This is a genomic window from Methanosarcina subterranea, from assembly GCF_055385895.1.
Genome location: NZ_AP042426.1, coordinates 4,628,548 through 4,654,707, shown reverse-complemented (window position 1 = coordinate 4,654,707; position 26,160 = coordinate 4,628,548). Strand labels below are relative to the sequence as shown.

Sequence of the window (26,160 nt, the reverse complement as noted above, 5' to 3'; positions counted from 1 at the left end):
ACTTAGTAACAAAAAGGATAGAATGGAAGATTATGGCAAGTGAGGCAAAAAACAGTAAACACTATCACTGTCCTGTTGAAACAACTCTGGACGTAATCGGCGGCAAATGGAAACCTCTGATTCTCTGGCAGTTGAGATCAGAAAAACTGCGTTTTTCAGGGCTACAGCAAAGCATGCAGGGTATTTCTCCTAAAATGCTCACAAAACAGCTCAGGGAACTTGAAGAAGCTGGGCTCGTCTTCAGAGAGAGTTTTCCTGAAATCCCGCCAAGGGTTGAATATTCTCTGACTGAGTTTGGAAAAACCGTGCTCCCTGTTCTGGATGCGCTCTGTGAATGGGGAAGTAAATATCTTGACCGAGAATGCTCTTTTGGTAAAAATTAGGACTTTAAAGCCGCCGACGGCCCCACTTTACAGTAACTATTTCTCGTAGCTACTTCTTGTAGTTATTTTGCAGTAACTACTTTTAGCAGCCGTTCAATCCCCGCGAGCGGGTAAATTCCCTGTAGCTGGGTCATTTCGCACGTTTTTTCCTTTTTCAGCAAGCGATCTGAACTCTCGAATAACCATAATTAGAGTTACCGTAAAAGCCAGAAAATCTGCAAGCGGGAAGGCTGCCCAGACACCTGGCAGATCCAGGTATTTTGGGAGAATCAGCACAAGCGGAATCAGGAAAAGCATCTGCCTGCACATGGACAGAAATAGAGAGGGCTTTGCTTTGCCGATAGCCTGGTAAAGAGCTGCTCCTACTACCTGGAAACCCACAAGCGGGGTTGCAAGCACGACTATTCTTACAGCACTCTTTCCTTCAACTATCAGCTGGTGGTCTCCACTGAAAATTCCGAAAAGCTGCTCCGGGAACAGATAAAGTATAAGGAAACCCGCAATGGACATAACTGTGGTAGTAAGAATGGCAAGCTTCACAGTATCCTTGACCCGTTCAAAGTTTTTTGCCCCGTAATTAAAGCCCACTATGGGTTGGAACCCCTGGATAATTCCGAACATGGGCATGAGCGTAAACATCAGGAGCCTGTTAATTATCCCGAATACGGCAATGGCTATATCCCCTCCGTAGAAAGCGAGAAGGTTATTCAAGATTATAATCATGAGGCTCCCTGAAACGTTTCTGGTAAAAGGAGACACCCCTATAGCAAGGGCTTCTGTTATTATTTTGCTGTCCGGTTTGAGGTCTGAAGGGCGGAACCTGAGTGTACTTTTTCCACTGAGGAAATAACGGATAACATAAAGTACTCCTATTGCCTGTGCCAGCACGGTAGCAATGGCAGCTCCTCTGATCCCCATCCCGAAGCTAAAAATAAAGATCGGATCAAGTATAACATTGAGGCCGCCGGAGATGAGCATGGAGTTCATGGCGACCTTCGCGTTTCCTTCCGAACGGATCACAGCGTTTGTCACCATTGCAAGGGAAAAAAGGACAGTACCGTAAAGAATCACTTCCAGATATTCAAGGGCATAAGGAAGAATAGTATCAGTTGCCCCGAATGTTTTCAGGAGTGGCACGATAAAGATAAGCCCTGCCCCTGTTATCAGTAAGCTCGAAAACAGGGAAAGAAAGATCAGATTTGCGAAAATTTTTTCGGCTTTTTTCTGTTCTCTTTCCCCTAGACGGCGAGATATGATGGACGCGCCTCCGATGCCGATAGCAAGACTTACAGCCATTCCGATCATCTGGATTGGGAATGCGACTGCAATGCCCCCGATTGCCTGAATACTCTCGGCTCCATAGGCCCTGCCTACGAATAATGTGTCCACAAGGTTATAGAAGGCCTGCACCAGCATTCCTATAATGGCGGGTACTGACAGCTTAAAAAGAAGTTTTCCGATATTTTCGTCTGCCAGCATCCGGCTTCTTTCGTCCATCCTTTAATTCCTCTAAATTGTGTTGACGTATTCATTTTAGTTGTTTTTATTTAGGGCGAATTAATTTTAATTGCTTTTATAACAGGGGAATTAATAATTAATTTTATATTAAGATATGAAACTTACAAGAACAGTTAATCGAATATAGTCTTATCGGCTTTATGGTTTATACCGTGAATTGGGAAGATAAAGCCGGAAAACTTTATCTGCTATGTTTCATCTGTGTTTAGTTTGTACTCATCACTTGGAATACAGTAGCATCCCATTCAACAAGTAAAATAAATCTTCTCCCTCTAAGTTTATATAGTACCAGGAATTCGTTTTTATCTGGCTTATCCGGTGAACAGTACAAATCATTTGATAATTTTCTGAAAATGGTTCTCAGAAAAATGATTCTCGGAAAAATGATCTCAGAGATATGGTTCTCGGAAAAATGATTCTCGGAAATAGTCCTTTGAAATATCCCAGAATGGGTCTCGAAATATTTAATTACTGTTGATTGGGAGAATTAATTAAGGTCACTAAAGATGGTAATGCCAGTTCTCAGAAAAATATTCAGAGGGACTGTATGTTTACTGGCATAAAAATAAATGAATAGAGTTCTATACACTTTTCAGGGTTCAGGAAACCGGAGAGATATCAGGATTAAGCGTATGATGCAGAACAACGGATACATGCGATATTTTACGAAAAAAAGCTGCTACCCAAATCAGGCAGAAGCTATGGAGAAGATTCACTCTTCCCTCCAGCATGAGAAAATAGTGCTTTTTGAGGGGGCATGTGGGACAGGCAAAACTCTGAGTTCACTTGCTCCTGCCCTTCACGTGGGGAAGAAACTCAACAAGGTCGTAATCATAGTCACGAATGTCCACCAGCAGATGGTCCAGTTTATCCATGAGACCAGGGATATCAACAGGGACAACAGCATAAAAACAATTGTTTTCAAGGGCAAGACCTCCATGTGTCCCGAGAACCTCGACTATGAAGAGTGCAAGCTAAAAGGGGAAAATACCTATGACCTCCTTGAGTTTGAGAGGGAAGTTTCTTCAAAGGAAAAAGAACTCAAAGATGCCTCCGAAAAACACAAAAGGACAAAAGACCCTGCCCTCTACGCCCTCAGGAACGAGCTTGAAAACGAAATCGAGGAAGCCCGAAAAAAGGCTCAATCCCTGAGAAATCACTCCTGCCCAAAGCTTTATGAGGTCCTCAAGTTTGAAGGAAATGAATTTTCTTCCTGGATCTTTTCTGATGTTAGAAGTCCGGAAGAAGTCATGGAATATGCTGAAGACCGGGGCATGTGCGGGTATGAGCTGCTTAAAAAGGAACTTAAAAATACGGAGCTCCTTATCTGCAACTTCCATCATGTGCTCAGTGCTGATATCTTCATGACCCTTCTTAAATGGCTTGAGAAAGATCCTGAAGACATAATTCTTATCTTTGACGAAGCTCACAACATTGAGGCTTCAGCCCGTTCCCATTCCTCCATAATGCTCTCAGAGCTGACCATTGAGAAAGCCCTTTCCGAGGTGGGGGAGATTCCAGAGCCTGACAACTCTCCTGTGTTCGGGGGAGGCTCCGGATCGAGTATCGGGCTCCCTCTTGACCAGGACTATGCTTCCAGGCTCTATGCTAAAAGGCTTTTTTCCTGTTTGCTGACCTCTATCAGAGATACTTACGACTCAAAGCTGAAGTTCGGAGAGAGAAACCGGCTTGGAAAACACTGGCAGGACATCCAGATCAGTGACCCTTATGAGCGCCTTGACATCCTGAAAGCTCGCTTTTTGCGGGACGCAAAGAAAGAAGGGTTTGCAGATGAAGAAAATGTGCTGATCCGGTTGCGGGAAATCGGGGAGTTCGGAGGCAGGCTGGAAGAGATTTATGCTGAAAACTACAAGAAAGGGCTTCTTTCCGTTCCCAAGCGTTCCCAGATCCGTTATGTTGCAGATTTCCTTTCTTCCTATCTTGTTCTTTCGGACAGGCAGAACTATTATCCGATCCTGAATATGCGCAGAGATTTTAAAAGCGACAGGGTGGTCGGCAGGCTTGAACTTTTCACCTGTATTCCCAAGAATGTGACCCAGCCTTTGTTTGATTCCGTTTATTCTGCAGTGCTGATGTCGGCTACTCTCCGGCCTTTCGAGATGGTAAAATCCACACTGGGCATTACCCGGGAAGTTGAAGAAATCACCTATGGGACCACTTTCCCACAGGAACGAAGGCTTACTCTTGCGGTTTCAGTTCCTCCCCTCTTTGCAAAAAACAGGGACAGTCCTGAGACCCTGGACAGTTTGAAAGAGGCGCTTCTCGCTGCTATTGCTGCATCACCAGGGAATGTAACCATTTACTTCCAGAGTTATGCAGAAGCCCTTCGCTATACAAAACTCCTTGAGCCTGAGCTTTCGGTTCCGATTCTCCTTGATGAGGTCGGGGTTTCAGCCCATGAGGTCAGGCAGGAATTTTTCAAAATAGGGGAGCAGGGAGGAAAAGCTGTGCTTATAACCTATCTGTGGGGAACATTGAGCGAAGGTGTAGATTTCAGAGATTCCCGGGGCAGGACCGTGATTGTCGTAGGTGTGGGATATCCTGCCCTGAATGACAGGATAAAAGCTGTAGAGTCGGCCTACGATACTGTTTTCAACTGCGGAGATGGCTGGGAGTTTGCAGTTCAGGTGCCGACTATCAGGAAAGTAAGGCAGGCTATGGGAAGGGTTGTTCGTTCTCCGGGAGATTTCGGAGTAAGGATTCTCCTTGATGCCCGCTACCAGGGCTCTCAGATGCGTAAACTTGGCAAATTTTCGGTCTTCGGATACTTCCCACCTGAAGAGAGTAAAGAGTTTCTTGATGTAGCTCCAAAGGATGTGGGAAGCCTGGTAAAAGAGTTTTTTGCAAATATAGTACCTTACACTCCTGAAAAAAATGAAGCTGAAATCAAAAAGACTGGAAAAGAGGATCAAGAATCTCCGGTTTCAGGTCGTCTGGAGTTCGGGAGCCTTGCAGAAAAGCTCTGAAAGAAAAGAGCTCCAGCACTCCAGCCCAACTCTTGAAATGAATTTTTATTAAACTCCTGGTCTTATCTTATTTTTTATTTTTCTTACTATCGCTTTTATTGTTCTTTTCTTCATTACTGACTTTCAAGGCGTGCTCAGGCCTTTGACACTACTATATAATTGTACTTTGTTGTCGTCGTGCTGCCTGCTGCATTGGTTACCGTCAGCTTTATCGTGTAACTACCTGCTGCCGAATATGTATGCTTTGGATTCTGGACTGTTGCGTACGTTCCGTCTCCAAAACTCCAGTTCCATGCAGTAGGCGATCCTGTAGAGTTGTCCTTAAAGGTTACAGTCAGGGGCGCAGTTCCTGACCTCGGAGTGCCCCAGCAGTTTATTACTGGTGTTTGTGCAGCTATTCCTGTCACTGTTATATAATTTGATTTTGTTACCGTATTGCTGCCTGCAGCACTGGTTACTGTAAGGGCTACCGTATAATTCCCTGCCGCAGAATAGGTGTGTGCAGGACTCTTGGCTGTTGAGGCTGTCCCGTCTCCGAAATTCCAGTTCCACGCGGTGGGGGTTCCTGTACTTGTATCAGTAAACAGGACATTAAACGGTGCACTTCCTGAGGTCGCATTGCTGCTGAAGCTTGCAACCGGCGTTTGTGCAGCCGTTCCTGTCACTGTTATGTAATTGTACTTTGTTGATGTAGTACTTCCTGCTGCATTGGTTGCTGTAAGGGCTATCGTGTAAGTTCCTGCCGTTGAATAAGTGTGCTTTGGATTCTGGACTGTTGAATATGTTCCGTCTCCGAAACTCCAGTTCCATGCTGTGGGGGAGCCCGAGGAATTATCCTTAAAAGTTACAGTCAGTGGTGCACTTCCCGATCTCGGAGTACCCCAATAGTTCATAACCGGTTTTTGTGCAGTTGTCCCTACATTTATATAACTGGATTTTGTTGCCGTATTGCTGCCTGCAGTATTGGTTACTGTAAGCGTTACGGTGTAGTTTCCTGCTGTTGAATATGTATGCGTTGGGTTCTTCTGAGTTGAATTGGTTCCATCACCAAAATTCCAGCTCCATGTTGCAGGTGAACCTGAGCTGCTGTCAGTGAAGGTCACATTCAGGGGTGCATTTCCTGAGGTTGGAGATACCGAGAACGCAGCAACCGGCTTTTGTGCAGTTGTTCCTGTCACTTTTATGTAGTTTGATTTTGTCACCGTATTGCTGCCTGCAGCATTGGTTACTGTAAGCGTCACTGTATGATTCCCTGCTGTAGAGTATGCATGTACCGGGCTCTGGACTGCTGAATTGTTTCCATCCCCAAAGTCCCATTTCCATGCAGTTGGCGTTCCTGTACTGCTGTCAGTGAAGATCACACTAAGTGGTGCATTCCCGGAAGTTGGAGATGCCGAAAATGAAGCAACCGGCATTTGCGCCGCATCCGTTCCTACGCTTATATAGTTCGTCTTTGTTACCGTAGTATTACCTGCAACATTACTTGCTGTAAGCATTACTGTGTAATTTCCTGCTGAGGAGTATGTATGTACAGGGTTCTGGACTGCTGAATATGTTCCATCTCCAAAGCTCCAGTTCCATGCAGTTGGAGTTCCTGTACTTGTATCAGTAAACAGGACATTTAGCGGGGCTTTTCCTGACGTGACATTACCACTGAAGCTCGCAACTGGCGTTTGTGCAGCCGTTCCTGTCACTGTTATGTAATTGTACTTTGTTGATGTAGTACTTCCTGCTGCATTGGTTGCTGTAAGGGCTATCGTGTAAGTTCCTGCCGCTGAATAAGTGTGCTTTGGACTCTGATCTGTTGAATATGTTCCATCTCCGAAACTCCAGTTCCATGCTGTGGGGGAGCCCGAGGAATTATCCTTAAAGGTTACAGTCAGTGGTGCATCTCCTGATCTTGGAGTGCCCCAGTAGCTTACAACTGGTTTTTGTGCGGTTGTTACCTTTATATAATTCTCTTTTGTTTTTGTGTCGTTACCAGCTGCATTGCCTGCTGTAAGTGTTACAGTGTAGTTACCTGCCGTTGGATAGGTATGTACCGGATTTTTCTGAGCTGAGTATGTCCCATCTCCAAAACTCCAGTTCCATGCAGTGGCCGTTCCTATGCTGGTATCGGTAAATAATATAGCAAGAGGCGCATTTCCTGAGGTAACATTGCTGCTGAAATCCGCATCAGGGGCTGCCGGGTTGGAAGGGGTTACAAGAGGCAAGTAGTCTGAGTATATGCTGCCTGATATACTGGTGTATGCGGAGTCGGAAATTCCGTTTCCGTCCTTGTCCACTGCGGTATCGGAAAAGCCTGAACCATCAGGTTTTCCCCAGAAGTTCCCGCCGATATAGGTCCCACTGATAATGTTTTTACCTGCGGTTTTTGTGGTGTTGTAGGCGTTCCCGGTCCCGTTTTTAATGGTCATATTGGTATTATTGAAGTAGTTATTATAAATGAGGTTCCTGTCACTGAGCCCGCAGACATACATGCCGTAAGCACTGTTCGAAGCGACGGTGTTACCTGAAACTTTATTGTCGTCAGAAGAACCCAGATGAATGCCGCGGGCATCATTAGAAGCCGTATTTCCGGAAATAGTATTGCCGCTGGAGCTCCCAAGCACAATTCCATAATACCCATTATTTGTAATTGTGTTTTTCGAGATAGTGCACCCTTTGGAACTCACGAGATAAATTCCACGCCCGTTGCTCAAAAGTTTGTTGTTTTCAATTACGCATTTATTGCATCCGGACAGATAAATCCCTGAATAACTGGATCCGCTTGCTCCAACAGCTCTGATCCCGCTAATCTTAACATTATCTGCCTGCACTGAAATCACATTGACTGTTGAGCTTTTAGCTTTTATTATTGTATTATCAGGGTTTCCTGACTCGGACCTGATTGTAAGATTACCTGTAGTTATTTTTACATTTTCGGTGTAAGTCCCGGGCTTTATAGTTATTATATCACCTGAGCTTGAACTGTTTATGGCAGCCTGTATTGAGTTTCCTGGCTGGACAATAATTTCAGCTGCTGCTCCAGTACCCGAAATTAATGCTAAAATGAGAACGATTCCTAATAAAATGACCAGCTTATTTCTAATTTCAATTCCTCCGTCCATTAAAGAAAGTTAGGGATGAAGTCTGTATCAGGGGTAAAAATTGTGTTATTAGTAATTCATAAAAACATATACTCAATGTCCAATGAATGTACAAATGTAAAGCTCTGAGTTTGCGCTGAATTTATCTAAAATCCAGAGTAAGATCCCTGCATGAGTCACTTTAACTAAGCGGGAATGTATATGAAGTAATATAAATATACTGATTTTAAATTAATACTTCTATAATAATAAAAAACAGCTTACAGATCGATAAAGTATAGTTTAATTGTAAGGCAATAATTCGTTTTTTAACTTCCTTAAAAATTACCTTTATCATTTCTATATTCCATTTAATGAGCTGTCAGCCTCTTTCAAAACAATCAATAATCTTCTCTTACCATTCCTATATCAAATAGATTGAACTATACCAACATCCAAAATTACGTCCTTATATCTCGAATTTGGACTAATTAATCGATCTTCTGATCAGGAAAATATTCCTGAAACTCTTATTGATGTAGAAATAAAATTGTTTTTGGGATGAGCTCATTAAGAAATTACATGGATTATAAAATCAAGAGAAAAAGCTAGAAAACTGAGTCTATATATAAATGATACGTGTAGAAAACAGAGACTTTTTATTATTTTCTGGTCTTCATATTTTCTCCATAAATCATGCAAAACAATAAAATTTTAATTATATTGAGATAAATTTTCTATTTATGGGAAAAGGAAATGTCGCAATAGATAAGTCAATGATAAAAACGGTAGTTGACGGTAAAATAATGATTCCTTTGCCAAAAGTTTTGGTTGGAAATCGATACTATCCTATGTTTTCCGTATTATCTCCTACTCATTGTGCTGATTGTGGCAATAAGTTACATGTGAACTCTCACTACACTCGTTTTATTTTATCAAGTCACGGCACTATAGCTCTCAATGTTACATACTGGTTTTGTCCTGTTTGTAAGAAACCTTTTCATGATCAGATTATTGGTGTTCCTGGTTCTGCAAATTACAGTTCTGAATATTATGATAAACAAATGAATGTTAGATATGATGGACGATGCAGTCTACACAATTCTCGGCAAATTGGAGAAACATATACAGAAGGCTTGACAGCCTTCTGTGGTAGAGCTCCTTGTGCAACTTCATTATGGTTATATGAACAGAAACATGCAGAACTTTCAAAGCAAGAACTTTTAGATCAAGAGATTGGCTTTGATGAAACATTGTATGTTGATGGGGATTGGATCAAAAAAGGCTGGAAAAAGAGACTTGAAGAGTTGATTGGAAGAAAGCTTACAGAAAAAGAATGGAAAAAAATGCGATATCAATCTGTTTACGTTATTGCTACTAAAGAAAAGGTAGTTTTGGATTTTGAGGTAACTGACAGATTACCAACGATTGAAGCTCTGATTCCTCTTTTCAGACGAATAAAAAACCGATTTCCTGAAGGCAAAATACAAAAAATTGTTTCTGATGAAGATAAAGCAATCATTGGAGCTGTAAAGAGTGTCTTCCCTGAAGTAGCTCACTCCTTTTGTGTGTTTCATCAATTAAAAAACGTTAGCAAGAGATACTATGAAGAATTCAACTCTGTTGAAGATATTCCAGATAATGATAAGGTTGTGTCCAATGAAATATATCAGTTGATACGTTCTGATACGGTCATCAGTGCTGTTGTATGTATTCAAAAGATACGAGAATTCTACTCTAATCTGGAACTTTCAAAAGCGTCTCAGAAAGCGATTTCTTATGCAGAAGAGATTTTCAAGAAAAATGTAAGCTTCTTGAAAAAAGGGTTTACACCTGAGACAGATAATACAATGGAACAGATATTTTCTTTGATAGGTGATATCGTAGACAAAGCAAGATCATTTAAAACCGATAGTGGCCTAACTAATTTTTGTTACAATTTATTTACTTATTTCAACAAACGGTGTTTCAGTACTGGTAAATGGAAAGGATTCTCACCCTTAATGAGGGCAAGATTCCAGTATGGATAAAAGTAAAGAGTAAATGGAAACTTTCAGTTTTAATCTGCAGCTTTACAGCGGTAGCTATCGAATAATTATGGCAAAAATAAGAAATTGATGTACAAAATCTAGATATTAGTGGAGCGACTTTTCCAAAATGAGGAAAAATGTTAAGGGATTTGGGTGAAATTCAATTGTTTTTTTAAAATTGGAGAAGAACCATAAAAAATTAAAAAGACTCAGAAAACAAGATGAAGGGATAAACCCCTCATCAGCCTTTTTTTATATCTAATTCTGTATTTAAACTTGATACCTGCTTTGATTTGATTGTCTTTCTTTTGATTCTTTTAGCTTTTCTATTTTCTTTTATACAGGAAAATGACAGACAGGCAGACTATCCCGTAGATTAGTTCAAACCCTGGGACCGTCGTATCTTCTCCCTGCTCATAGTTCTGTTCGACTTTAGACTCTATATTTTTCGTATCTTCTCTTTCAATAGATCGAATTTCCTGTTCAGGCTCAGGGTCTGTTATGCCTTCTCCTAAGATGTTTTCTGCCTTTCCTGTTATTGCAAAGGAAGAGAAGCCCGGGACTTCGGTTTCAAAGTACAGGAATTGATTGTCTTCCCCTGACAGGCTAACTGGTAGCTGCTCCCATGTTTTGTTGCTGTACCTGTTCAGGGCAACGGAGGCTCGGTCTATCTTTTTATCCTGTATCCAGGCCTTTTCAACCTTGAAGCAGACTACAGGATTTTCGATGTTCTTTGAGGTTGCATATCCGCTGTTTCCTACCCACACGTTAAAGGATTTGTATACCTCTCCGTCAGGCAGTTCTGAAACAAGTGCAGATTTATTCTTTAATTGTTCAACAATGGTTGTGGTCTTGCCTACATTCTTTATTGCATCAAAGCCCACATATACAACGCAGGTTGCATTCTTTGTAAAATCAAACTTTACAGCCTTGCCATTTGTAATGAAGACCTGGGAAAGTTCTTTCACTTCAACGTTTCTTGCAGGCTCAGGGGAACCACCGCCACCGCCGCTGCTGTGGCTGCTTCCTCCAGAACTTCTCTCTTCCAGCACGTTTATTTCGAGAGCTTTTGAAACCGTGCCATTTTCATTGGTTGCGAGAAGGTTTACAGTATAGGTTCCCGGAGATGTGTACACATAAACTACTGGACTGGAACCCACATCAGCTGCTCCATCATTGTTAAAATCCCAGCCTATCTCAGTTGCATTTTGCGAGTTGTCTGTAAACAGAACAGAGAGGGGAGCATAGCCGCTAGTAACGTTCGCATTGAAGTCTGCAACAGGAAGACCTGTATCCTTTTCTGCCTCCAGCACCTTTATTTCTAGAGTTTTTGAAGCCGTACCGTTTGCATTCCTTGCTGTCATGTTAACGGTATAAGTCCCTGTAGAAGTATACACATAAACCGGACTCTGGATCGTAGAGTCAGGCTGTCCGTTATTGTCAAAGTCCCAGCTCCATGAAACTGCATTTTGTGAAAGATCGGTAAACTGAATCACAAGAGGAGCAGGGCCCTGAGTAGCATTGGTTCCGAAATCTGCAGCAGGAAGTACCGGATCAGGGTAAGGCTCAGGGTTTTGAAGAACATTTATTGCACCTGTTTTTGAAGCCGTACCATTTGCATTGCTTACAGTCAGGTTAACAGTATAATCTCCTGCTGAAGGGTATGTGTGTACGGGGTTCTGGACTTCTGAATTAGTTCCGTCTCCGAAATTCCAGTTCCATGCAGTGGGAGCTCCTGTGCTTTTGTCAGCAAAACTTACATTCAGTGGTGCATCCCCTGAGGTAACATTGCTGCTGAAGTCCGCAACAGGAAGTACTGGTTCAATGATAGGTTCAGGTTTTTGAAACACAGTTATCTTACCGTCTTTTGAAGCTGCTCCGTCTGCATTGCTTACTGTAAACTTTACCGTGTAAGTCCCTGCTGAGGTGTATGTGTGTACAGGGCTCTGTTCTGTTGAAACATTTCCGTCTCCGAAATCCCAGTCCCATTCAGTGGGATCTCCTGTGCTTCTGTCTTTAAAGGTTACAGTCAGCGGTGCATTCCCTGAAGTAACATCGCTGCTGAAGTCCGCAACAGGGAGTACAGGCTCAGGAGAATTGGACGGGTATACAAGAGGCAGGTAATCTAAGTATGAGCTGCCCGGCAGACTGTATGCGGAGTCGGAAATTCCATCTCCATCCTTATCTACTGCTGTGTCGGAGAAGCCTGTTCTATCTGGTTTTCCCCAGTAGTTCCCTCCGATATAAGAGCCGCCAATGATATTTGTGCCTGGGGTTTTTGTAGTATTATAGGAATTTCCTGATCCGCTTTTAACGGATATCTCGGTGTTATTGAAGTAGTTATTATAAATCCGGTTTCGGTCACACAAACTACAACTATAGTACCCTAAAACATTGTTCAAAGTGACAGTATTGCCTGAAACGGTATTATCGTCAGAGTTGCCTATATAGATGCCACGTGCGGAATTGGTAACTGTATTTCCGGTAATGGTATTGTTTTTGGAACTTCCAAGCACAATTCCAAAATAACCGCAATTTATAACTGTATTACCTGAGACCGTGCACCCTGTAGAACTCACGAGATAAATTCCTTGCCCATTGCTCGTGAGCTTGTTATTCTCGACTATACAGTTATTGCATCCGGAAAGGCAGATCCCTGAAGCGCTGGACCCGGTTGCTGCAACAGCTTTAACGCCGCTAATTTTGACATTAGCCGCCTTCACTAAAATCGCGTTGTCTATTGTGTTTTTAGCTTTAATCATTGTATCATCAGGGTTTCCGGACGCCGACCTGATAGCGAGGCTATCTGTATATATTTTGACATTTTCGGTATAAGTTCCGGGCTTTATGATTATTGTATCCCCTGAACTTGCATTATTTACGGCATCCTGTATTGAATTCCCCGGCTCGACAGTAATCTCAGCCGCTGCTCCAATACCTGAAATTAATACTAAAATGAGAAAAATTCCTGGTAAAGTGATGGATTTATTTCTAATTTCCAATTCCTCCGTCCATTCAAGAAAGTAGGGGTAAAATCTGGATCACGGATGAAATTAATTTACCAATAATTAACTTTCATTTTTTTCCATACTCAAAAAAATATATAACTATAAGTATAAATATCTAATAAATGAATTTATTATCTCAGGTTTAATTATTTATAAAACTTATTTTAACTAGATTGGAGAAAATGTGAAACAATATAAATATACTGATTTAGATTAATACTTTTAAATAGATATAAAAAAGGACTAATGATTTCAAGTAATATATTCTAATTCATAATGTCGACCTGCCGAAAGATATTACTTCGTCGTTTCACTTCATTTTTTTAGCTGTTTCTTACTGTCTATGTTTAATAATAAAAAGAGCACCATATCTTCGAAAGAAATCCATTAAAAGTGATGCCGGTATTAATTAGAAACCAGGGGAGGAGATAGAGAGACAAATACTGACTCTAAGAGTTTATCCAAAAAAAGAAGTATAGCCCTAGTGTTGAGTCAATCACCAAGTATTGAATAGTAATGAATTACTGTAATCTATTTCATACGACATTACTTGGTTGGCAGGACACTAGTTCAAAGAACCATGTTTTGAATGGTGGGTGTTACGCCTGAAACTGTGAATACAGGATTACTCAAATATAATGAAGCTAATATTTAATAAAACAGGACTGGAAATATAGAAGAAGATAGATAACATTTATTATCCATATAAACAAATGATACCATACACATCGGGGGATAAAATAGATGGGTGTAGAAGAAACCATTAGACAAATTGCAAGCGAACTTGAAAAAATTGCAACTACAAAAACTGTTGTTGGAGAGCCTATTACAGCTGCCGGAAAAACAATTATTCCCGTTTCTAAACTTACAATGGGCTTTGGAGGCGGAGGCGGAGAAGGCAAAAAGGAACACGAGTCCGGATATGGTGGAGGTGGAGGTGCAGGTGCGAAGATCGAGCCTGTAGCTTTTATTATGATCTCCGAAGATGAAGCCAGAATCTTCCGGATCTCTGAAAAAGGCGATGTTGGATCAATCTTCAGTTCCATACAGGATGTCATGCCTGATGTTATAGATAAAATCAAAGGCATGAAAGGTAAACATAAAAAAGAAGAAAAACCGGAAGAAAAAGAGAGTAAAGAGCCGGAAATCCGCGAAACGGAAGTCAAAGAGCACACGGAAACCTACTCTGAGAAAGGGGGCTGTTTCCACTAAATTCCTTCGGGTTAAACCCGTTTAAGGGATTTTCCAGGAAGCGGAAATAAAAGGTCAGGGTCTTCAGGATAGTCAAGACTATCCTTTTTCCCTCAACTTGTTTAGCATGCTTGCCATATATCTAATCATTCTGATTTTTCTGCTTGTCTTATTCATACTTTTTACAGCTATAGTCCTCACCTTCAAGCTCAAGGTCCTGAGTGTAGAAGAAAAGAAAGAACTGGGGGGCATATTTACTGTAAAATGGCTGTTTTTTTCTCATACTTTTTTAATCGGCGAGCCGAATGAAAAAAAACCTATTCTTGAGGAATCAGCCAGAACAGAAAAGGAAAACGAAATTATAGTGGAAACAGGAGCTCAGCGGGACAGAAAAGGATCTGAGCAAACTGAAAACAGAGACTTGGACCTCCTAAAAGCAGAATCCGAAGCAGAATCCGAAGCAGAATCCGAAGCAGAATCCGAAGTAGAATCCGAAGTAGAATCCGAAGCAGAATACAAAGCAGAACAAAAAATGCAGGTAGAAGAATGCAGGAGACCCGAAGAACAGAGACCTGGAGAGGAAACAATAATTATTGAGGGTAAAGAGAGAATTGAGGTTAAAGAAAAATCTCAGGGTAAAAAGAAAAGAGGGATATTTGACTGGATAAGAGGAAAAAAAAGAGTTAGTACGGAAGAAAAAGTTAATACGGAAGGTGAGGTGGAGAGAAAGAAGGGAATGACCACCAGGGAAAAACTTCACTGGGGTCTGGAAGCTTATAAAGCCCTTCGAAAGCCTCTATTTCGTCTGTTTTCCGATATGCTTAATGCAATAAAAATCAAAAATCTGAAAGCTGACCTTACCTTCGGGCTTTCCGATCCTGCAGATACAGGGATGCTTTGCGGATTTATACATGCTATTCTGGGGATGGTTTACAGCCGCTGTCGGAGTTGCAGTTTTTCTGTATGTCCTGTGTTTATGGAATCACTGCTGGATTTCCGGGGGAGTGCGGAGATCCGTATAAAAATATATTCGCTGATTTTCCCATTCATTAAATTTATATTTAACGGGAAAACTTTATCTTTTACTTATTCGATTGTTAAGGAAAAACTTCGGGGTAGTTCGAAGGTTAACTCCTAAGCTTTATGAATAAGCAATGAGGATACAAATGAATATGATTAATGTAGTGTCTCCGTCCAGACTGCATCTCACCCTTATTGATCTCAATGCAGAGATCGGCAGGGTCGATGGGGGAGTAGGAATTACTCTCGAGTCACCCAGCCTGGAAATTTCGGCAGCGGAAGCGGATGCTGTCGAAGTGGTGGGGGATTCTCTTCTCGCAGGCAGAATGCGAAAAGCAGCAAAAGCTCTGCTTCCGGCAGGGAAAGGTATCAGGATTCATATTAAAAGGGACCTTCCTGACCATGTAGGGCTTGGCTCCGGAACCCAGGCCGCTCTTTCGGTTGCAGCAGCCGTAAATGAGATTTACGGGCTCGGAAAAAGTGTCCGGGAACTGGCAGTTGCCGTGGGTAGAGGAGGAACTTCCGGAATAGGAGTTGCTGCCTTTGAAAAAGGAGGCTTTATCCTGGATGGAGGGCACAGGTTCAGGGATAAAGGTGCATTTTCTCCTTCCGCAGCCAGCCATATGCCTCCGGGTCCTGTGCTTTTCAGGAAGGACTTCCCTGACTGGAATATTGTGCTTGCAATTCCCAATACCAAAGGTGTTCATGATGCAGAAGAAGTCGATATTTTCAAAAAAGTCTGTCCCATCCCTCTTAAGGAAGTTCAGGAAATATCTCATGTAATCCTTATGCAGATGCTCCCTGCGCTTATCGAAGAAGATTTGGAAAGTTTCGGCAGGGCAGTCAACCATTTTCAGACTGTAGGTTTCAAAAAGCGGGAAGTTGAACTTCAGCCCCAAGCTGTACTCGATGCCATGAAATATATGCAGGACAACGGAGCCAGCGGTTCAGGAGTCAGTTCTTTCGGGCCTGTTGTTTACGGGATTGTCGGAAGTCCGGAAGAAGGCAAAAAGCTCCAGAAAGAAGTCCAACGTATGCTTAACGAATCCCTTGGCGGAGAAGTACTGCTTACGAAGGCAAAGAATCGGGGCGCGGATATTTTCGGAGGCTCCTCTTGAAAATCAGTACCTGGTTTGGAGTCCTTGAGATAGGCGGTAAAGGAGAAGTCCTTGCCTCCGAGCTTTTTCCAAAAGATATAAGAGAGCTTGCACTCCATTCTCTTTCCCTGAGGGACAGCAGGCAAAATCTCCCTCCCGAAGGTTTTGACCTGAAAACTGCAGCTGTCGAGTGCAGGTTTGTAGATTCTCTTTCGGAATATTATTCTCTTTTACATGAAGTAACTCTAGATACTGTAAAAATTCAGATTTCGGGGTCTCTTACCCCTGACCAGCGCATCATTCAGGCAGTAGAAGCTCTTGATGACATCAATGAAACCACAAATTCTCTCTCAGAAAGACTTTTTGAGTGGTATGGGGGCTATTTTCCTGAAAGCGGGCTCAATGGTGAAGCTCTTGCACTTTTTATCGTAAAATACGGCTCCCGTGAAAATGTTACTCCTGATGATCTCCTTTACTTAAAATCCAGGGATTCTATGGGCGCAAAACTTGAAGCTGAAGATGAAATGCTTCTTAAATGTTTTGCAGAGAGCGTATGCAGTCTCTATGACCGGAGGAAGCAGATTGAAGCTTACATCGAAGGCAGCATGGAAGCCCTTGCTCCCAACCTTACCACGATAGCGGGACCCATGCTAGGGGCAAGGCTCATAAGCATTGCTGGAAGCCTCGAAAAACTCGCTGCTTTTCCTTCAAGTACCATTCAGGTAATTGGGGCAAGTAAAGCCCTCTTCAAACACCTGCGTTCCCGGGCTCCGTCCCCAAAGCATGGTGTAATCTTCAGTCATCCTCTTATCAACACTTCACCCTGGTGGGTGCGGGGAAAAGTCGCAAGAGCCCTCGCAGCAAAACTTTCTCTTGCTGCAAGAATTGACTTTTATTCTGCAAAAAAAGACATTTCCCTTGAAGGTGCACTGGAAGAAAAAATCCGGAAGATCAGGGCTGCAAACCCCAGACCTCCTCAAAAGCGTCAGGAAGGTGGGGCAAAGCCACAAAAGAAAAGGAGGAAGTAAATGGCTGAAATAAGGCTGCTTTCCGAAGGGATTTTCGAGATCACAAAAGATAAAAGGCAGCTTGCTACCCCTAACCTTGATCCCGGAAAGGTGGTTTACGGAGAAAAGCTTATCTCTGTTGAAGGGACGGAATACAGGACCTGGGACCCTCGCAGAAGCAAGCTTGGAGCCATGGTTCTCAAAAAATTCAATATCCCTTTGAGAAAGGATTCAAAGGTTCTCTATCTGGGCGCTGCTTCAGGTACAACGGTCAGCCACGTCTCTGATATCGTCTCTGAAGGGGCAGTATACTCTGTTGAATTTGCTCCAAGAAGCATGCGCGACTTTGTAGGGCTTGCTTCCAGGCGGAAAAACATTTTCCCTATTCTTGCTGACGCGGGAAAACCGGACAGTTACGCCCATATTGTTGAGCCTGTGGATCTCATTTTTCAGGACGTTGCCCAGCCCAACCAGGCAGAAATCGCTGCAAGAAATGCTATCCGGTTTTTGAAAAGAGATGGTTATCTCCTGCTTTCTATCAAAGCTCGCAGTATTGACACTGCGGCAAGCCCAAAAGAGATTTTCACCGAAGAAGTAAAAAAGCTTGAGAAGGCTTTCGAACCCGGATTCGAAATCCTGACTGCCAGGGACCTTGTGCCTTACCATGAAGACCACCTTGGAGTCCTGGCAAAGTTAAAGGAGTAAATCCTTCTCTTCAGGAAGCTGAATTTTTCGAGAATTCATTTGATCGGGATTCTCTGAATGATAGTATAAGTTACTTTCACAGAGGTTACTTTCATGAAGATTATTTTAGTAAAAGCTTTTCTGGTAACCTTTAGTAAAAGTTGCTCTGGTAACCTTTAGTAAAAGTTGCTCTGGTAAACTTGAGTTAAAGTTGCTCTGGTAAATTTTAGTTAAAGCTGCTCTGATAAGCTCTAGTAAAAGTTGCTCTGGTAAGAATTGCTTTATCTCTTTATATTCACAAACAACCTTTTTTTCGTGATCGGAATTAGCTTCTTCCACTCAACGATGGCATCTTCGTAAAATGTGTACTCTTCCACAGTCTTATCCGAGAATTTGCCGTCCACTTCATATACATAAAAGCCCTCTTCTCCGTCCGTAGAGACAACTTTTACCCTGTCTCCCATTTTCCTTACCTCGACAGCGGCTACACTTTTCAGGGCTTCAAGCAGACTAGTACCCTTCTCTACCTCAAGCTTCCTGTTTTCTGCAAAGCGGTCCAGAAAAGAATAGACATTGTTCATTTTTATGCCTATCATATGAGTATTTCCGAACTTTTTCCTCTCTATAAGCTCGGCTTTTTCCAGGACTTTCACATGTTTTGCAGCTACGGGCACGGATATTCCTATTTCTCTTGCAAGACCGGAGATATGCTTATCTCCTTCAGTCAGGCTTTCGAGAATAGAAAGGCGTGTGTCGCTTGAGATCGCCTTGAAGAGGTTTTCTCCGCCGCAATTCATTCCTTGATCCCTCTAATACTTACTACCATGGTGGTTCTCTATTTTACCTCCATTACTTATAATTATTGCCTTATCTAAAACAAGTAACATATATTATCCTGTCTTAGAGTTGCTCTTTTTATTTATTATTCTAACAAATTAACTTTACTTCTTGTTCATTGTTTCCTTTTTTTCAAAAATATTTCTTAGTTAACAGAGTGAATTATTGCATAATTTTTGTTAAATTCTGCTTTTTATTTGTTATTCAACCTGCGCAATCTTATTTTTAATTGGTTCTATATTAGCACACTTTCATGACTATTACTTCACTTCTATAATTATTTTCGCTGTACTCTTGTGACTGAGAGCCGGGAATTTTTTTCTTATTCCAAAAAATGTCATCAATAGGCTTGTTATCCTGAAAGATAACGATTATTACCCAAAAACCAGTTTTTATTTAATTCTACTATAGATGCTCAGAAGGTACTATGGACTCTTCGACATTAACTGTTATTGGAATTATGATAGGTATTCTTATCTTCGGGATTAAAACAGGATTAGGTTGTGGATTTTCAAATATTAATAAGCGAGAAATTCTTACAATTGCCGGCAGTTATTTTTTTCTTGCCATTTTATTCGGAAGTGTTGCTGACCACATGAGCCTGGAAGTCTTTGAGCGTCTTTCTTCGATGGGCATGGGAATTCATGTTCTTGTATCTATTTTGCTTATATGGGCAGGTATCTACACCCAGAAAAAATGGAATTCCGGAAAGGATGTTTCCAGACATACTTTCCTGGCTATATCCATGCCCTGTCCTGTCTGCCTTGGAGCTCTTGCGGTATCCTGTATGCTGCTTTCAGAAAGCCTCAACTTTTCCGGGATAACAATAGGGCTTCTTGTAGGGATTTCTTTTTTTACTGCAGTGGTAGCTTCTTCTTTTCTTTTCAGGTTTGGGAAGACCCGGTTGGGAAAGACCCCCGAAACTATGGGAAGTGCCATGATGCTTCTCGGGATTTATTATCTTTTAGGGGCTCTGCTCATTCCTGCATATATGAAAACAAAACAGATGAACCTGGCTCCTATGCAAACTGGAGAAACAGACATTTTTCCCCTTCTGGTTCTCGGGATTTTAGTCCTTGCAGGTTTTTTCCTTGGGCACGTGAGGTCTAATCAATGAGTAATATGGACCTTTTATCACAAACGATGTACGTCTTTTCATCGGCTTTGCTGTATCCGGTAATGATCCTTCTGACTCTTCTTGCCTTTCTATCACTTATTCAGTTAGGGGAATTCCTTTCCGAATATTCGAAAAGGAATAGGGACCTGCACAGCCTGGAAACGAATTGCAATAAAATTCGGCACAGTCTTCTGAATTCGACTTTTTCGGAAGCATCAGGGGCTCTTCAGAATATAAAACAGAATTATCTGGTCACATCTTTTGCAAAAGAAGCTGCAAAATACCTCGAGGAGCGAAATTTTCCTGCAATCGAGAAACTCTCTGAGGAATACGAGATAAAAATGGCAAAGCGGCTTGAGAATACAAAGATCAGTTCGACGGTCGCTCCCATGCTCGGACTTATGGGGACCCTTATCCCTCTCGGACCTGCACTGATAGGGCTTTCACAGGGAGACCTCGAAACCCTTGCACAGAACCTGATGATTGCTTTTGCAACTACTGTCGTAGGTCTCTTTTCTGCCGGAATAGCCTACGTATTAACCCAGGTCAGAAGGCGCTGGTACTGGGAGGATATGTCGGATATCGATTACATCCTGGATATAATCGAGGAGAAGAGCGGAAATTGACAGGAGGAATATTATGAGAAAACCTAGACGGTACAGGCGAACCGGACTTTTAAATGACCCTGATGAGCAAAACCCCATGACCGGGGTTGCCAATCTTTTTGACGTTGCAATGGTCTTTTCCGTGGCGCTACTTGTAGCCCTTGTGATGTCATACCATCTCCCCGAACTTTTGAGCTCGAACGAGGATATTACAATTGTAAAGAATCCCGGAGCCGAGGATATGAAGATAATCATCAAGGATCAGGGGAAGCCAATAGAGGTCCTGAACATGACCGACAATATCGGAGGAGGTACAGGAGAAGCTCTGGGTACGGCTTATAAGCTGGCTGACGGCAGGGTGATTTACGTGCCCGAAGGTTCTGAAGGAAATGATACATCCACATCAACTGATGCATCTGCTTCCGATTAATTTTTTAAACATTTTCATAAGTTTAATTGTTTCTTGTTTTTTCGAGTTGAGATATACATCGTCCTGAACTCAATAAAAACACTATAAAATTTCCTTTTTACCTGGATGGCTAATAACTGTGACTCAAAAACTTCATTTTATCTGTTTTATCCCCTAATGCTCCGAATATTAAATCTATTAAACAGAGTCAACGGCTCATTTATTTGAGGAAGTTCCTTGCCAGAATTAAATGTCAAAGTCGAGAGCTTCACTTCCAGTTTTAAAAAATGAAGGCCGTTTCTGTGCAAGTTCTGATATTAGGATAATTTAAAATTAGAATTATATTGTGAGCCCGATATCCTGGTTATTTTTTTTCCTTGGCTGTTCCCGGGTTCATTATATTGTCTAGGGATAAGATGCTTATGACACGAAGTAGGTTACTGGTTTTATGTGCAGTGGTTCTTTTACTGCTGGCACAAAATGCATTGGCTGCTGATGAAATTACGAGTGACATAAATTACACAAATACAAACTCTAGCAGTGACTCTTCTCTTGAGAATAATACTGATCCCGCTACCGAGTCTAACAGTACAAAAGCTGGCACGGGCAATATGTTTTTATTCATCCTGGGTACGGACTTTAATGAACCTGCCCTTAGCAATGCTGCATCGAACTCCGACATTTTATCGGAACTGGATCTAACTATTTTCGCAAAGAACAATTCGGTTCCTGAGGGGTTTGATTTCTCCGAATATTCAGTGATCTTTATCGAGTCTCAGGGAGAGTCCGCAATGGAAGGTTGGGGGACAAGCCTGGCTTCTGCCGAAGCAAACGGCTCCATGGTCATAGGCTACAACCTCTCGTCCAATTTCACCTTCTCCAATGTTGACCTGTATTCTGAGAACTACACAGAAATCGAAAGGTACTGGGTGCAGGGCGGCGAAACAAACATGGTGAACATGCTCAAATTCATGGGCCAGAAGTTCGCAGGTTTATGGACAACTGATACCTTTACACCAGAGATAGTGCAACCAAAGACGAATTTAACTTACATCATCAATTCAGACGTTGAAATATCTTTCATGGAAGATGTCCTTGCCGAAAGACAGGTGATAACAGACAGGTTCAATGTCAAAGTTATGACAGGCATGGGAGCCATAAACAATGATACTGACGTATCAAACGATGATGTAATAATACTCTACATGGTGGGGGCGAACGAACTTCCTGAACTGAAAGATAAACTTCTTGAAGCACAGGCAAACGGTGCACAGATAGGGATGTTCGGAATGCTGGCGGATGTGTACGGGATAGCAACGTTCGACATGGAAGCATCGCCATATGATGTGTTGAAAGAATATCGCGTAAACAGCGGGTACGCGAATATGGAGAACTGGATCAGGTGTACCGGTGCGATGCTTGAGGATGTTTATATACAATACGCTCCTGCACAGTCACCTGACGTTCCGAAGAACGGTATATACCACCCGGATGCCTTCCCAATGATATTTGAGAACTGTACGGAATACCTTGAATGGTATGCTGAGAATGGATATGATCCTTCTGCCATCACAATAGGTATTATCAGTAACGATTTTGGACAGACTAATATTTCTTTCACAGCTGAGAATGCGCTCATCCGGGAACTCGAGTCAAGAGGATGCAATGTCATTCACACGACAGATGATGTTTGCGCCGGAAATATGGATATTTTTACAAGAGACGGAGAAGTGCTGGTTGATGCAATCATTTCAATGAAAGGTTTCTACCTCAATTATGATGACCATGAGAAAGCAGTGGAATACCTGCAGGAAACGTACAATGTCCCTGTATTAAAAGCTATCACTGATTATTATCAATCTCCTGGAGAATACCTTGAGAATGTACAGGGACTTAGCTCCACTTCCATACCTTCCCAGGTCACACAACCGGAAATAGACGGACTAACAGACTACATATGGATAGCAGGAAGGACTCAAAACGATGAAGGAACATATTACTATGAACCTCTCATGTGTCAGGTCGAATGGATATGCGATAGAGCAATTTCCTGGGCAGAACTTGGAGAAATGGATAATTCTGATAAAAAAATCACTATCATTTACTACAATCATGAAGGCGGTAAGAATAACATCGGCGCCAGCTACCTTGACATAAGTTCAAGCTTCACTCTCCTGTTAGAGGATATGCAGGCAGCCGGGTATGACCTTGGAAATAACAGCATTCCAAATGGCAGCGAGTTTATTGACCTTTTCATAACAAGCAGAAACGTAGGAACATGGGCGCCCGGAGAACTTGAGAAAGTCGTAGAGTCGGGCTATGTAACCCTTCTCCCTGCAGAGGAATACCTTGAATGGTACAGCACGCTGCCTGAAAGTGTCCGCGCAGAAGTTGAGGAAACATGGGGAGAAGCGCCCGGGGACGTCATGACCTATGAGAACGAAAGCGGGCAATATTTTGTAATACCTACAATACAGCTTGGCAACATCAATTTCATTCCCCAGCCAACAAGGTCAAAACTTTCCGAGGAATCGCTCACCTATCATAATTCCTCGATACCTCCGACACACCAGTACCTTGCAGCTTACTTCTGGATCAACAACATATATGATGCAGACGCCATGATCCACTTCGGTACCCACGGTACACAGGAATGGTTACCGGGCAGTGAAGTAGGCCTGTGGAGATATGACTATCCTTCTATCATGGTAAATGAAACACCGGTTGTTTATCCATATATCATGGATAACGTCGGAGAAGGTACGCAGGCAAAACGCCGCGGGAATGCAGTTATAATCGACCACCTGACGCCGCCAATTGTTGAAGCCGGCCTCTATGGCGACCTTGCTACAATGCAGGAGAAGACTGGAAACTATCTTGATGCAAAAGCAGACAATGATACCGGAATGATGGCACTCTACCGCAACAGTACAATAGAGCTATATGAAAACCTCACCCTCGGAGAAGACCTAGACGTTTCAACCGCAGAATTGTCTGCCATGACAGACGATGAGTTTGAGAACTTCCTGGAGAGCGTGCTGGAAGAGTACCTTGATGAACTGAAATCAGAACTCATACCTTACGGCCTTCATGTATTTGGTGTTGCACCGGAAGACGAGAAACTTGTCTGCATGGTCAAATCCATGCTTGGTGGTGACTTCACAGACCATATCTATACTGTATTACCCGAAGATGAAGAAAAGCGGGAAAGCAAAGCTAACTCAGATGCTCTTTTACTTCTTAACGCTACTTTGCTCAACGGGACAAACGTGTCAGAAGCCCAGCTTGGAATTCTCGGCCTTACCAATGATACCATCACATCGGACCTTGAACTGGCAACAGTGTATGCCAATAATCTGGCCCAGACGACTAGGGAGATAGATCAGACCCTGAGAGCACTCAATTCGGAATACATTGAACCTGGAACCGGTAACGATCCGATACGTAATCCTGATGCGCTGCCCACAGGAAAGAACTTCTACAGCTTTGACCAGAGGACCATTCCGGATGAAGAGACCGAAGCCATGGGGCGTGCAGTTATCAACACATGGCTTGACTCATATTATGCAGAAAACGGCACCTATCCCAACAAGGTGGCCTTTGTCCTCTGGTCTGTTGAAACCATGCGCCATGAAGGACTGATGGAAGCACAGATTTACGAGCTACTGGGTGTGAAACTCAATAGAACCAGTGGAAGGATAACAGGATTTGAAGTTATTCCTGAGGAAGAGATGACACACCCGAGAATTGATGTGTTGCTTGTGCCGTCTGGCCTGTACCGCGACACCTTCCCGTACCAGCTCGAACTGATGGACACTGCGGTCCGCATGGTTGCCGACCTCAATGAGACGAATGAGACAAATTACGTCAGGATGAATTCCCTAAAAATTGAAGCTGCAATGCTGGAAAGCGGCTATGATGAAAATGTAACTCATAATATCTCAAGATCCAGAATCTTCAGTGAAGCCCCAGGCACTTACGGTACCGGAGTGACGGAAGCCGTAGAAGCAAGCGATACATGGGAAAATACCTCCAAGGTTGCTGACCTGTTCATTTCCAGGATGTCAAATGTTTATGGAGCGGATGTGTGGGGAGACAATTATGAGGATGTGTTCAAGCTCAACCTGGTGGACGTAAATGCAGCTATTCATAGTGATACATCTAATCTCTATGGTCTCATGGACAACGATGATTACTATCAGTATCTCGGCGGGCTCGGGCTTGCCGTAAAAACGCTGAGTGGTGTGTCCCCTTCAATGTTTGTTGCAGACTTTACAAGTGTTGATAACCCTGAGATAATCACCCTTGGAGAGGCCTTCAGTAAAGAACTGACAGCCAGATACCTCAATCCGAACTGGCTTAACGGAATGATGGAGTACGATTATGCCGGTGCCAGGGAAATGATGAAGGCTGTTGAGTATATGTGGGGCTGGGAAGCAACTACCCCTGACCTGGTAACGGATTCGGACTGGGATAAAATGTATGAGACCATGATACTGGACTCACAGGATGTTGGTGTGGACGAATTCCTTAAAGAAAATGCATACCAGTACCAGTCCATAACAGCGAGGATGATCGAAACCATAAGGAAAGAATCCTGGGATGCTTCAGATGGGGTGCTGCAGAACCTGGTCAAAGAGTATGTTGAATCTGTGGCCGAAAATGGTGTAACCTGCTGTCACCACACATGTGGAAATGCCCTTCTTAACGAGTACGTCCAGGGTGTAATATCTGTTCCGGGTGTTGTTGACCAGGAGACTGCAGACGAATATACGAAACTGATGCAGGAAGCTACGGAATCTTCTCAGCAGCAGTCCAGTGAGAGCAGCAGCCATAGAAGTAAAGGGCACCAGACAAGTGTTGAAGAAAAACTCAACCAGACTGCTACAAACACCGAAGAATCAGTCAGCAACCAGACTGTTCAGGATTCCGACGCAGGGTATGGCGTGGATTCTCCAGAACCTGCTCCAGAGGCCCGACAAGCTGCAGATTCCAATTACGTGGAAGGGTATGAGATGCAGAAAGAGCCTGTCGAGAAAAGTGAAAGTGGTGGCATGTCGTTCTCAGGCGCTGACATCCTGGGGACCCTATTCGTGTTAGTGGCAGCTGGTGGAATTTATATGGGGTTCCGGAAAAAAAAGTTTTAAGTTCCTGTGTGAAATACGGCGCAATATAAACGCCGTATTTTTTTTTGGGATA

16 protein-coding genes are annotated in these 26,160 nt (G+C 42.7%); 12 read left to right on the top strand and 4 right to left on the bottom strand.

What is annotated here, in order from left to right; genetic code table 11:
• Positions 1–32 precede the first annotated feature (32 nt).
• Positions 33–383 (top strand): winged helix-turn-helix transcriptional regulator, encoded by a 351-nt coding sequence (locus ACZ5A8_RS20230; protein WP_464531174.1) that lies wholly within the window; start codon positions 33–35, stop codon positions 381–383.
• Between the two features lie 93 nt (positions 384–476).
• Here the strand turns inward: ACZ5A8_RS20230 and ACZ5A8_RS20225 are convergent, their stop codons facing one another.
• Entirely contained in the window at positions 477–1,880 is a 1,404-nt protein-coding gene (locus tag ACZ5A8_RS20225) for an MATE family efflux transporter (RefSeq protein WP_464531173.1), read from the bottom strand.
• A gap of 653 nt (positions 1,881–2,533) precedes the next feature.
• On the opposite strand from ACZ5A8_RS20225, the gene ACZ5A8_RS20220 reads away from it, so the two are divergent.
• On the top strand, positions 2,534–4,888 hold the full coding sequence (locus ACZ5A8_RS20220; RefSeq protein WP_464534228.1) for an ATP-dependent DNA helicase: 2,355 nt from the start codon (positions 2,534–2,536) through the stop codon (positions 4,886–4,888).
• Positions 4,889–5,022: 134 nt separating this feature from the next.
• On the opposite strand, the gene ACZ5A8_RS20215 is transcribed toward ACZ5A8_RS20220, so the two are convergent.
• Positions 5,023–7,998 carry a right-handed parallel beta-helix repeat-containing protein gene (locus tag ACZ5A8_RS20215; protein WP_464531172.1) on the bottom strand — a complete coding sequence of 992 codons (2,976 nt, stop codon included), beginning with the start codon at positions 7,996–7,998 and terminating at the stop codon, positions 5,023–5,025.
• Between the two features lie 701 nt (positions 7,999–8,699).
• On the opposite strand from ACZ5A8_RS20215, the gene ACZ5A8_RS20210 reads away from it, so the two are divergent.
• Complete coding sequence (locus ACZ5A8_RS20210; RefSeq protein ID WP_464529292.1) at positions 8,700–9,986, top strand: transposase; 1,287 nt, start codon at positions 8,700–8,702, stop codon at positions 9,984–9,986.
• 326 nt (positions 9,987–10,312) lie between these two features.
• Here the strand turns inward: ACZ5A8_RS20210 and ACZ5A8_RS20205 are convergent, their stop codons facing one another.
• Entirely contained in the window at positions 10,313–12,988 is a 2,676-nt protein-coding gene (locus ACZ5A8_RS20205) for a PGF-pre-PGF domain-containing protein (RefSeq protein ID WP_464531170.1), read from the bottom strand.
• Between the two features lie 750 nt (positions 12,989–13,738).
• Here ACZ5A8_RS20205 and ACZ5A8_RS20200 point away from each other — a divergent pair.
• The 5 genes from ACZ5A8_RS20200 to ACZ5A8_RS20180 all read left to right on the top strand — a co-directional run bounded on the left by ACZ5A8_RS20200 (position 13,739) and on the right by ACZ5A8_RS20180 (position 18,014).
• Positions 13,739–14,206: a GerW family sporulation protein gene (locus ACZ5A8_RS20200; protein ID WP_464531169.1), complete on the top strand. Its 468-nt coding sequence runs from the start codon at positions 13,739–13,741 to the stop codon at positions 14,204–14,206.
• A gap of 106 nt (positions 14,207–14,312) precedes the next feature.
• Complete coding sequence (locus ACZ5A8_RS20195; RefSeq protein ID WP_464531168.1) at positions 14,313–15,323, top strand: DUF2953 domain-containing protein; 1,011 nt, start codon at positions 14,313–14,315, stop codon at positions 15,321–15,323.
• A 34-nt stretch (positions 15,324–15,357) separates the two neighbouring features.
• Positions 15,358–16,323 (top strand): beta-ribofuranosylaminobenzene 5'-phosphate synthase, encoded by a 966-nt coding sequence (locus ACZ5A8_RS20190; RefSeq protein ID WP_464534226.1) that lies wholly within the window; start codon positions 15,358–15,360, stop codon positions 16,321–16,323.
• A complete protein-coding gene (locus ACZ5A8_RS20185) occupies positions 16,320–17,330 on the top strand; it encodes an NOP5/NOP56 family protein (protein WP_464531166.1) in 1,011 nt (336 codons plus the stop codon). The genes ACZ5A8_RS20190 and ACZ5A8_RS20185 overlap by 4 nt, the downstream gene beginning before the upstream one ends.
• Entirely contained in the window at positions 17,331–18,014 is a 684-nt protein-coding gene (locus ACZ5A8_RS20180) for a fibrillarin-like rRNA/tRNA 2'-O-methyltransferase (RefSeq protein ID WP_464531165.1), read from the top strand. It begins immediately after the preceding gene.
• Between the two features lie 260 nt (positions 18,015–18,274).
• Here the strand turns inward: ACZ5A8_RS20180 and ACZ5A8_RS20175 are convergent, their stop codons facing one another.
• Positions 18,275–18,790, bottom strand: a complete 516-nt coding sequence (locus tag ACZ5A8_RS20175) for a winged helix-turn-helix domain-containing protein (protein ID WP_322222893.1) — start codon at positions 18,788–18,790, stop codon at positions 18,275–18,277.
• 467 nt (positions 18,791–19,257) lie between these two features.
• On the opposite strand from ACZ5A8_RS20175, the gene ACZ5A8_RS20170 reads away from it, so the two are divergent.
• The 4 genes from ACZ5A8_RS20170 (at position 19,258) to ACZ5A8_RS20155 (ending at position 26,108) form a co-directional block, all read left to right on the top strand.
• A complete protein-coding gene (locus tag ACZ5A8_RS20170; protein ID WP_464531164.1) occupies positions 19,258–19,947 on the top strand; it encodes a DUF2162 domain-containing protein in 690 nt (229 codons plus the stop codon).
• Positions 19,944–20,573 (top strand): MotA/TolQ/ExbB proton channel family protein, encoded by a 630-nt coding sequence (locus ACZ5A8_RS20165; protein ID WP_322222897.1) that lies wholly within the window; start codon positions 19,944–19,946, stop codon positions 20,571–20,573. The genes ACZ5A8_RS20170 and ACZ5A8_RS20165 overlap by 4 nt, the downstream gene beginning before the upstream one ends.
• Before the next feature lie 13 nt (positions 20,574–20,586).
• Positions 20,587–20,982: a DUF2149 domain-containing protein gene (locus ACZ5A8_RS20160; protein WP_464531162.1), complete on the top strand. Its 396-nt coding sequence runs from the start codon at positions 20,587–20,589 to the stop codon at positions 20,980–20,982.
• A gap of 401 nt (positions 20,983–21,383) precedes the next feature.
• Positions 21,384–26,108 carry a cobaltochelatase subunit CobN gene (locus tag ACZ5A8_RS20155; RefSeq protein ID WP_464531161.1) on the top strand — a complete coding sequence of 1,575 codons (4,725 nt, stop codon included), beginning with the start codon at positions 21,384–21,386 and terminating at the stop codon, positions 26,106–26,108.
• The last annotated feature ends 52 nt before the right edge of the window (positions 26,109–26,160 follow it).

What these genes read in the sequence shown, in the direction of transcription:
- ACZ5A8_RS20210 (WP_464529292.1), top strand. Translation starts at nt 8,700, where the DNA reads ATGGGAAAAGGAAATGTCGCAATAGATAAGTCAATGATAAAAACGGTA.
- ACZ5A8_RS20225 (WP_464531173.1), bottom strand. Translation starts at nt 1,880, where the DNA reads ATGGACGAAAGAAGCCGGATGCTGGCAGACGAAAATATCGGAAAACTT.
- ACZ5A8_RS20175 (WP_322222893.1), bottom strand. Translation starts at nt 18,790, where the DNA reads ATGAATTGCGGCGGAGAAAACCTCTTCAAGGCGATCTCAAGCGACACA.
- ACZ5A8_RS20170 (WP_464531164.1), top strand. Translation starts at nt 19,258, where the DNA reads ATGGACTCTTCGACATTAACTGTTATTGGAATTATGATAGGTATTCTT.
- ACZ5A8_RS20230 (WP_464531174.1), top strand. Translation starts at nt 33, where the DNA reads ATGGCAAGTGAGGCAAAAAACAGTAAACACTATCACTGTCCTGTTGAA.
- ACZ5A8_RS20180 (WP_464531165.1), top strand. Translation starts at nt 17,331, where the DNA reads ATGGCTGAAATAAGGCTGCTTTCCGAAGGGATTTTCGAGATCACAAAA.
- ACZ5A8_RS20165 (WP_322222897.1), top strand. Translation starts at nt 19,944, where the DNA reads ATGAGTAATATGGACCTTTTATCACAAACGATGTACGTCTTTTCATCG.
- ACZ5A8_RS20200 (WP_464531169.1), top strand. Translation starts at nt 13,739, where the DNA reads ATGGGTGTAGAAGAAACCATTAGACAAATTGCAAGCGAACTTGAAAAA.
- ACZ5A8_RS20160 (WP_464531162.1), top strand. Translation starts at nt 20,587, where the DNA reads ATGAGAAAACCTAGACGGTACAGGCGAACCGGACTTTTAAATGACCCT.
- ACZ5A8_RS20190 (WP_464534226.1), top strand. Translation starts at nt 15,358, where the DNA reads ATGATTAATGTAGTGTCTCCGTCCAGACTGCATCTCACCCTTATTGAT.
- ACZ5A8_RS20195 (WP_464531168.1), top strand. Translation starts at nt 14,313, where the DNA reads ATGCTTGCCATATATCTAATCATTCTGATTTTTCTGCTTGTCTTATTC.
- ACZ5A8_RS20215 (WP_464531172.1), bottom strand. Translation starts at nt 7,998, where the DNA reads ATGGACGGAGGAATTGAAATTAGAAATAAGCTGGTCATTTTATTAGGA.
- ACZ5A8_RS20220 (WP_464534228.1), top strand. Translation starts at nt 2,534, where the DNA reads ATGATGCAGAACAACGGATACATGCGATATTTTACGAAAAAAAGCTGC.
- ACZ5A8_RS20155 (WP_464531161.1), top strand. Translation starts at nt 21,384, where the DNA reads ATGACACGAAGTAGGTTACTGGTTTTATGTGCAGTGGTTCTTTTACTG.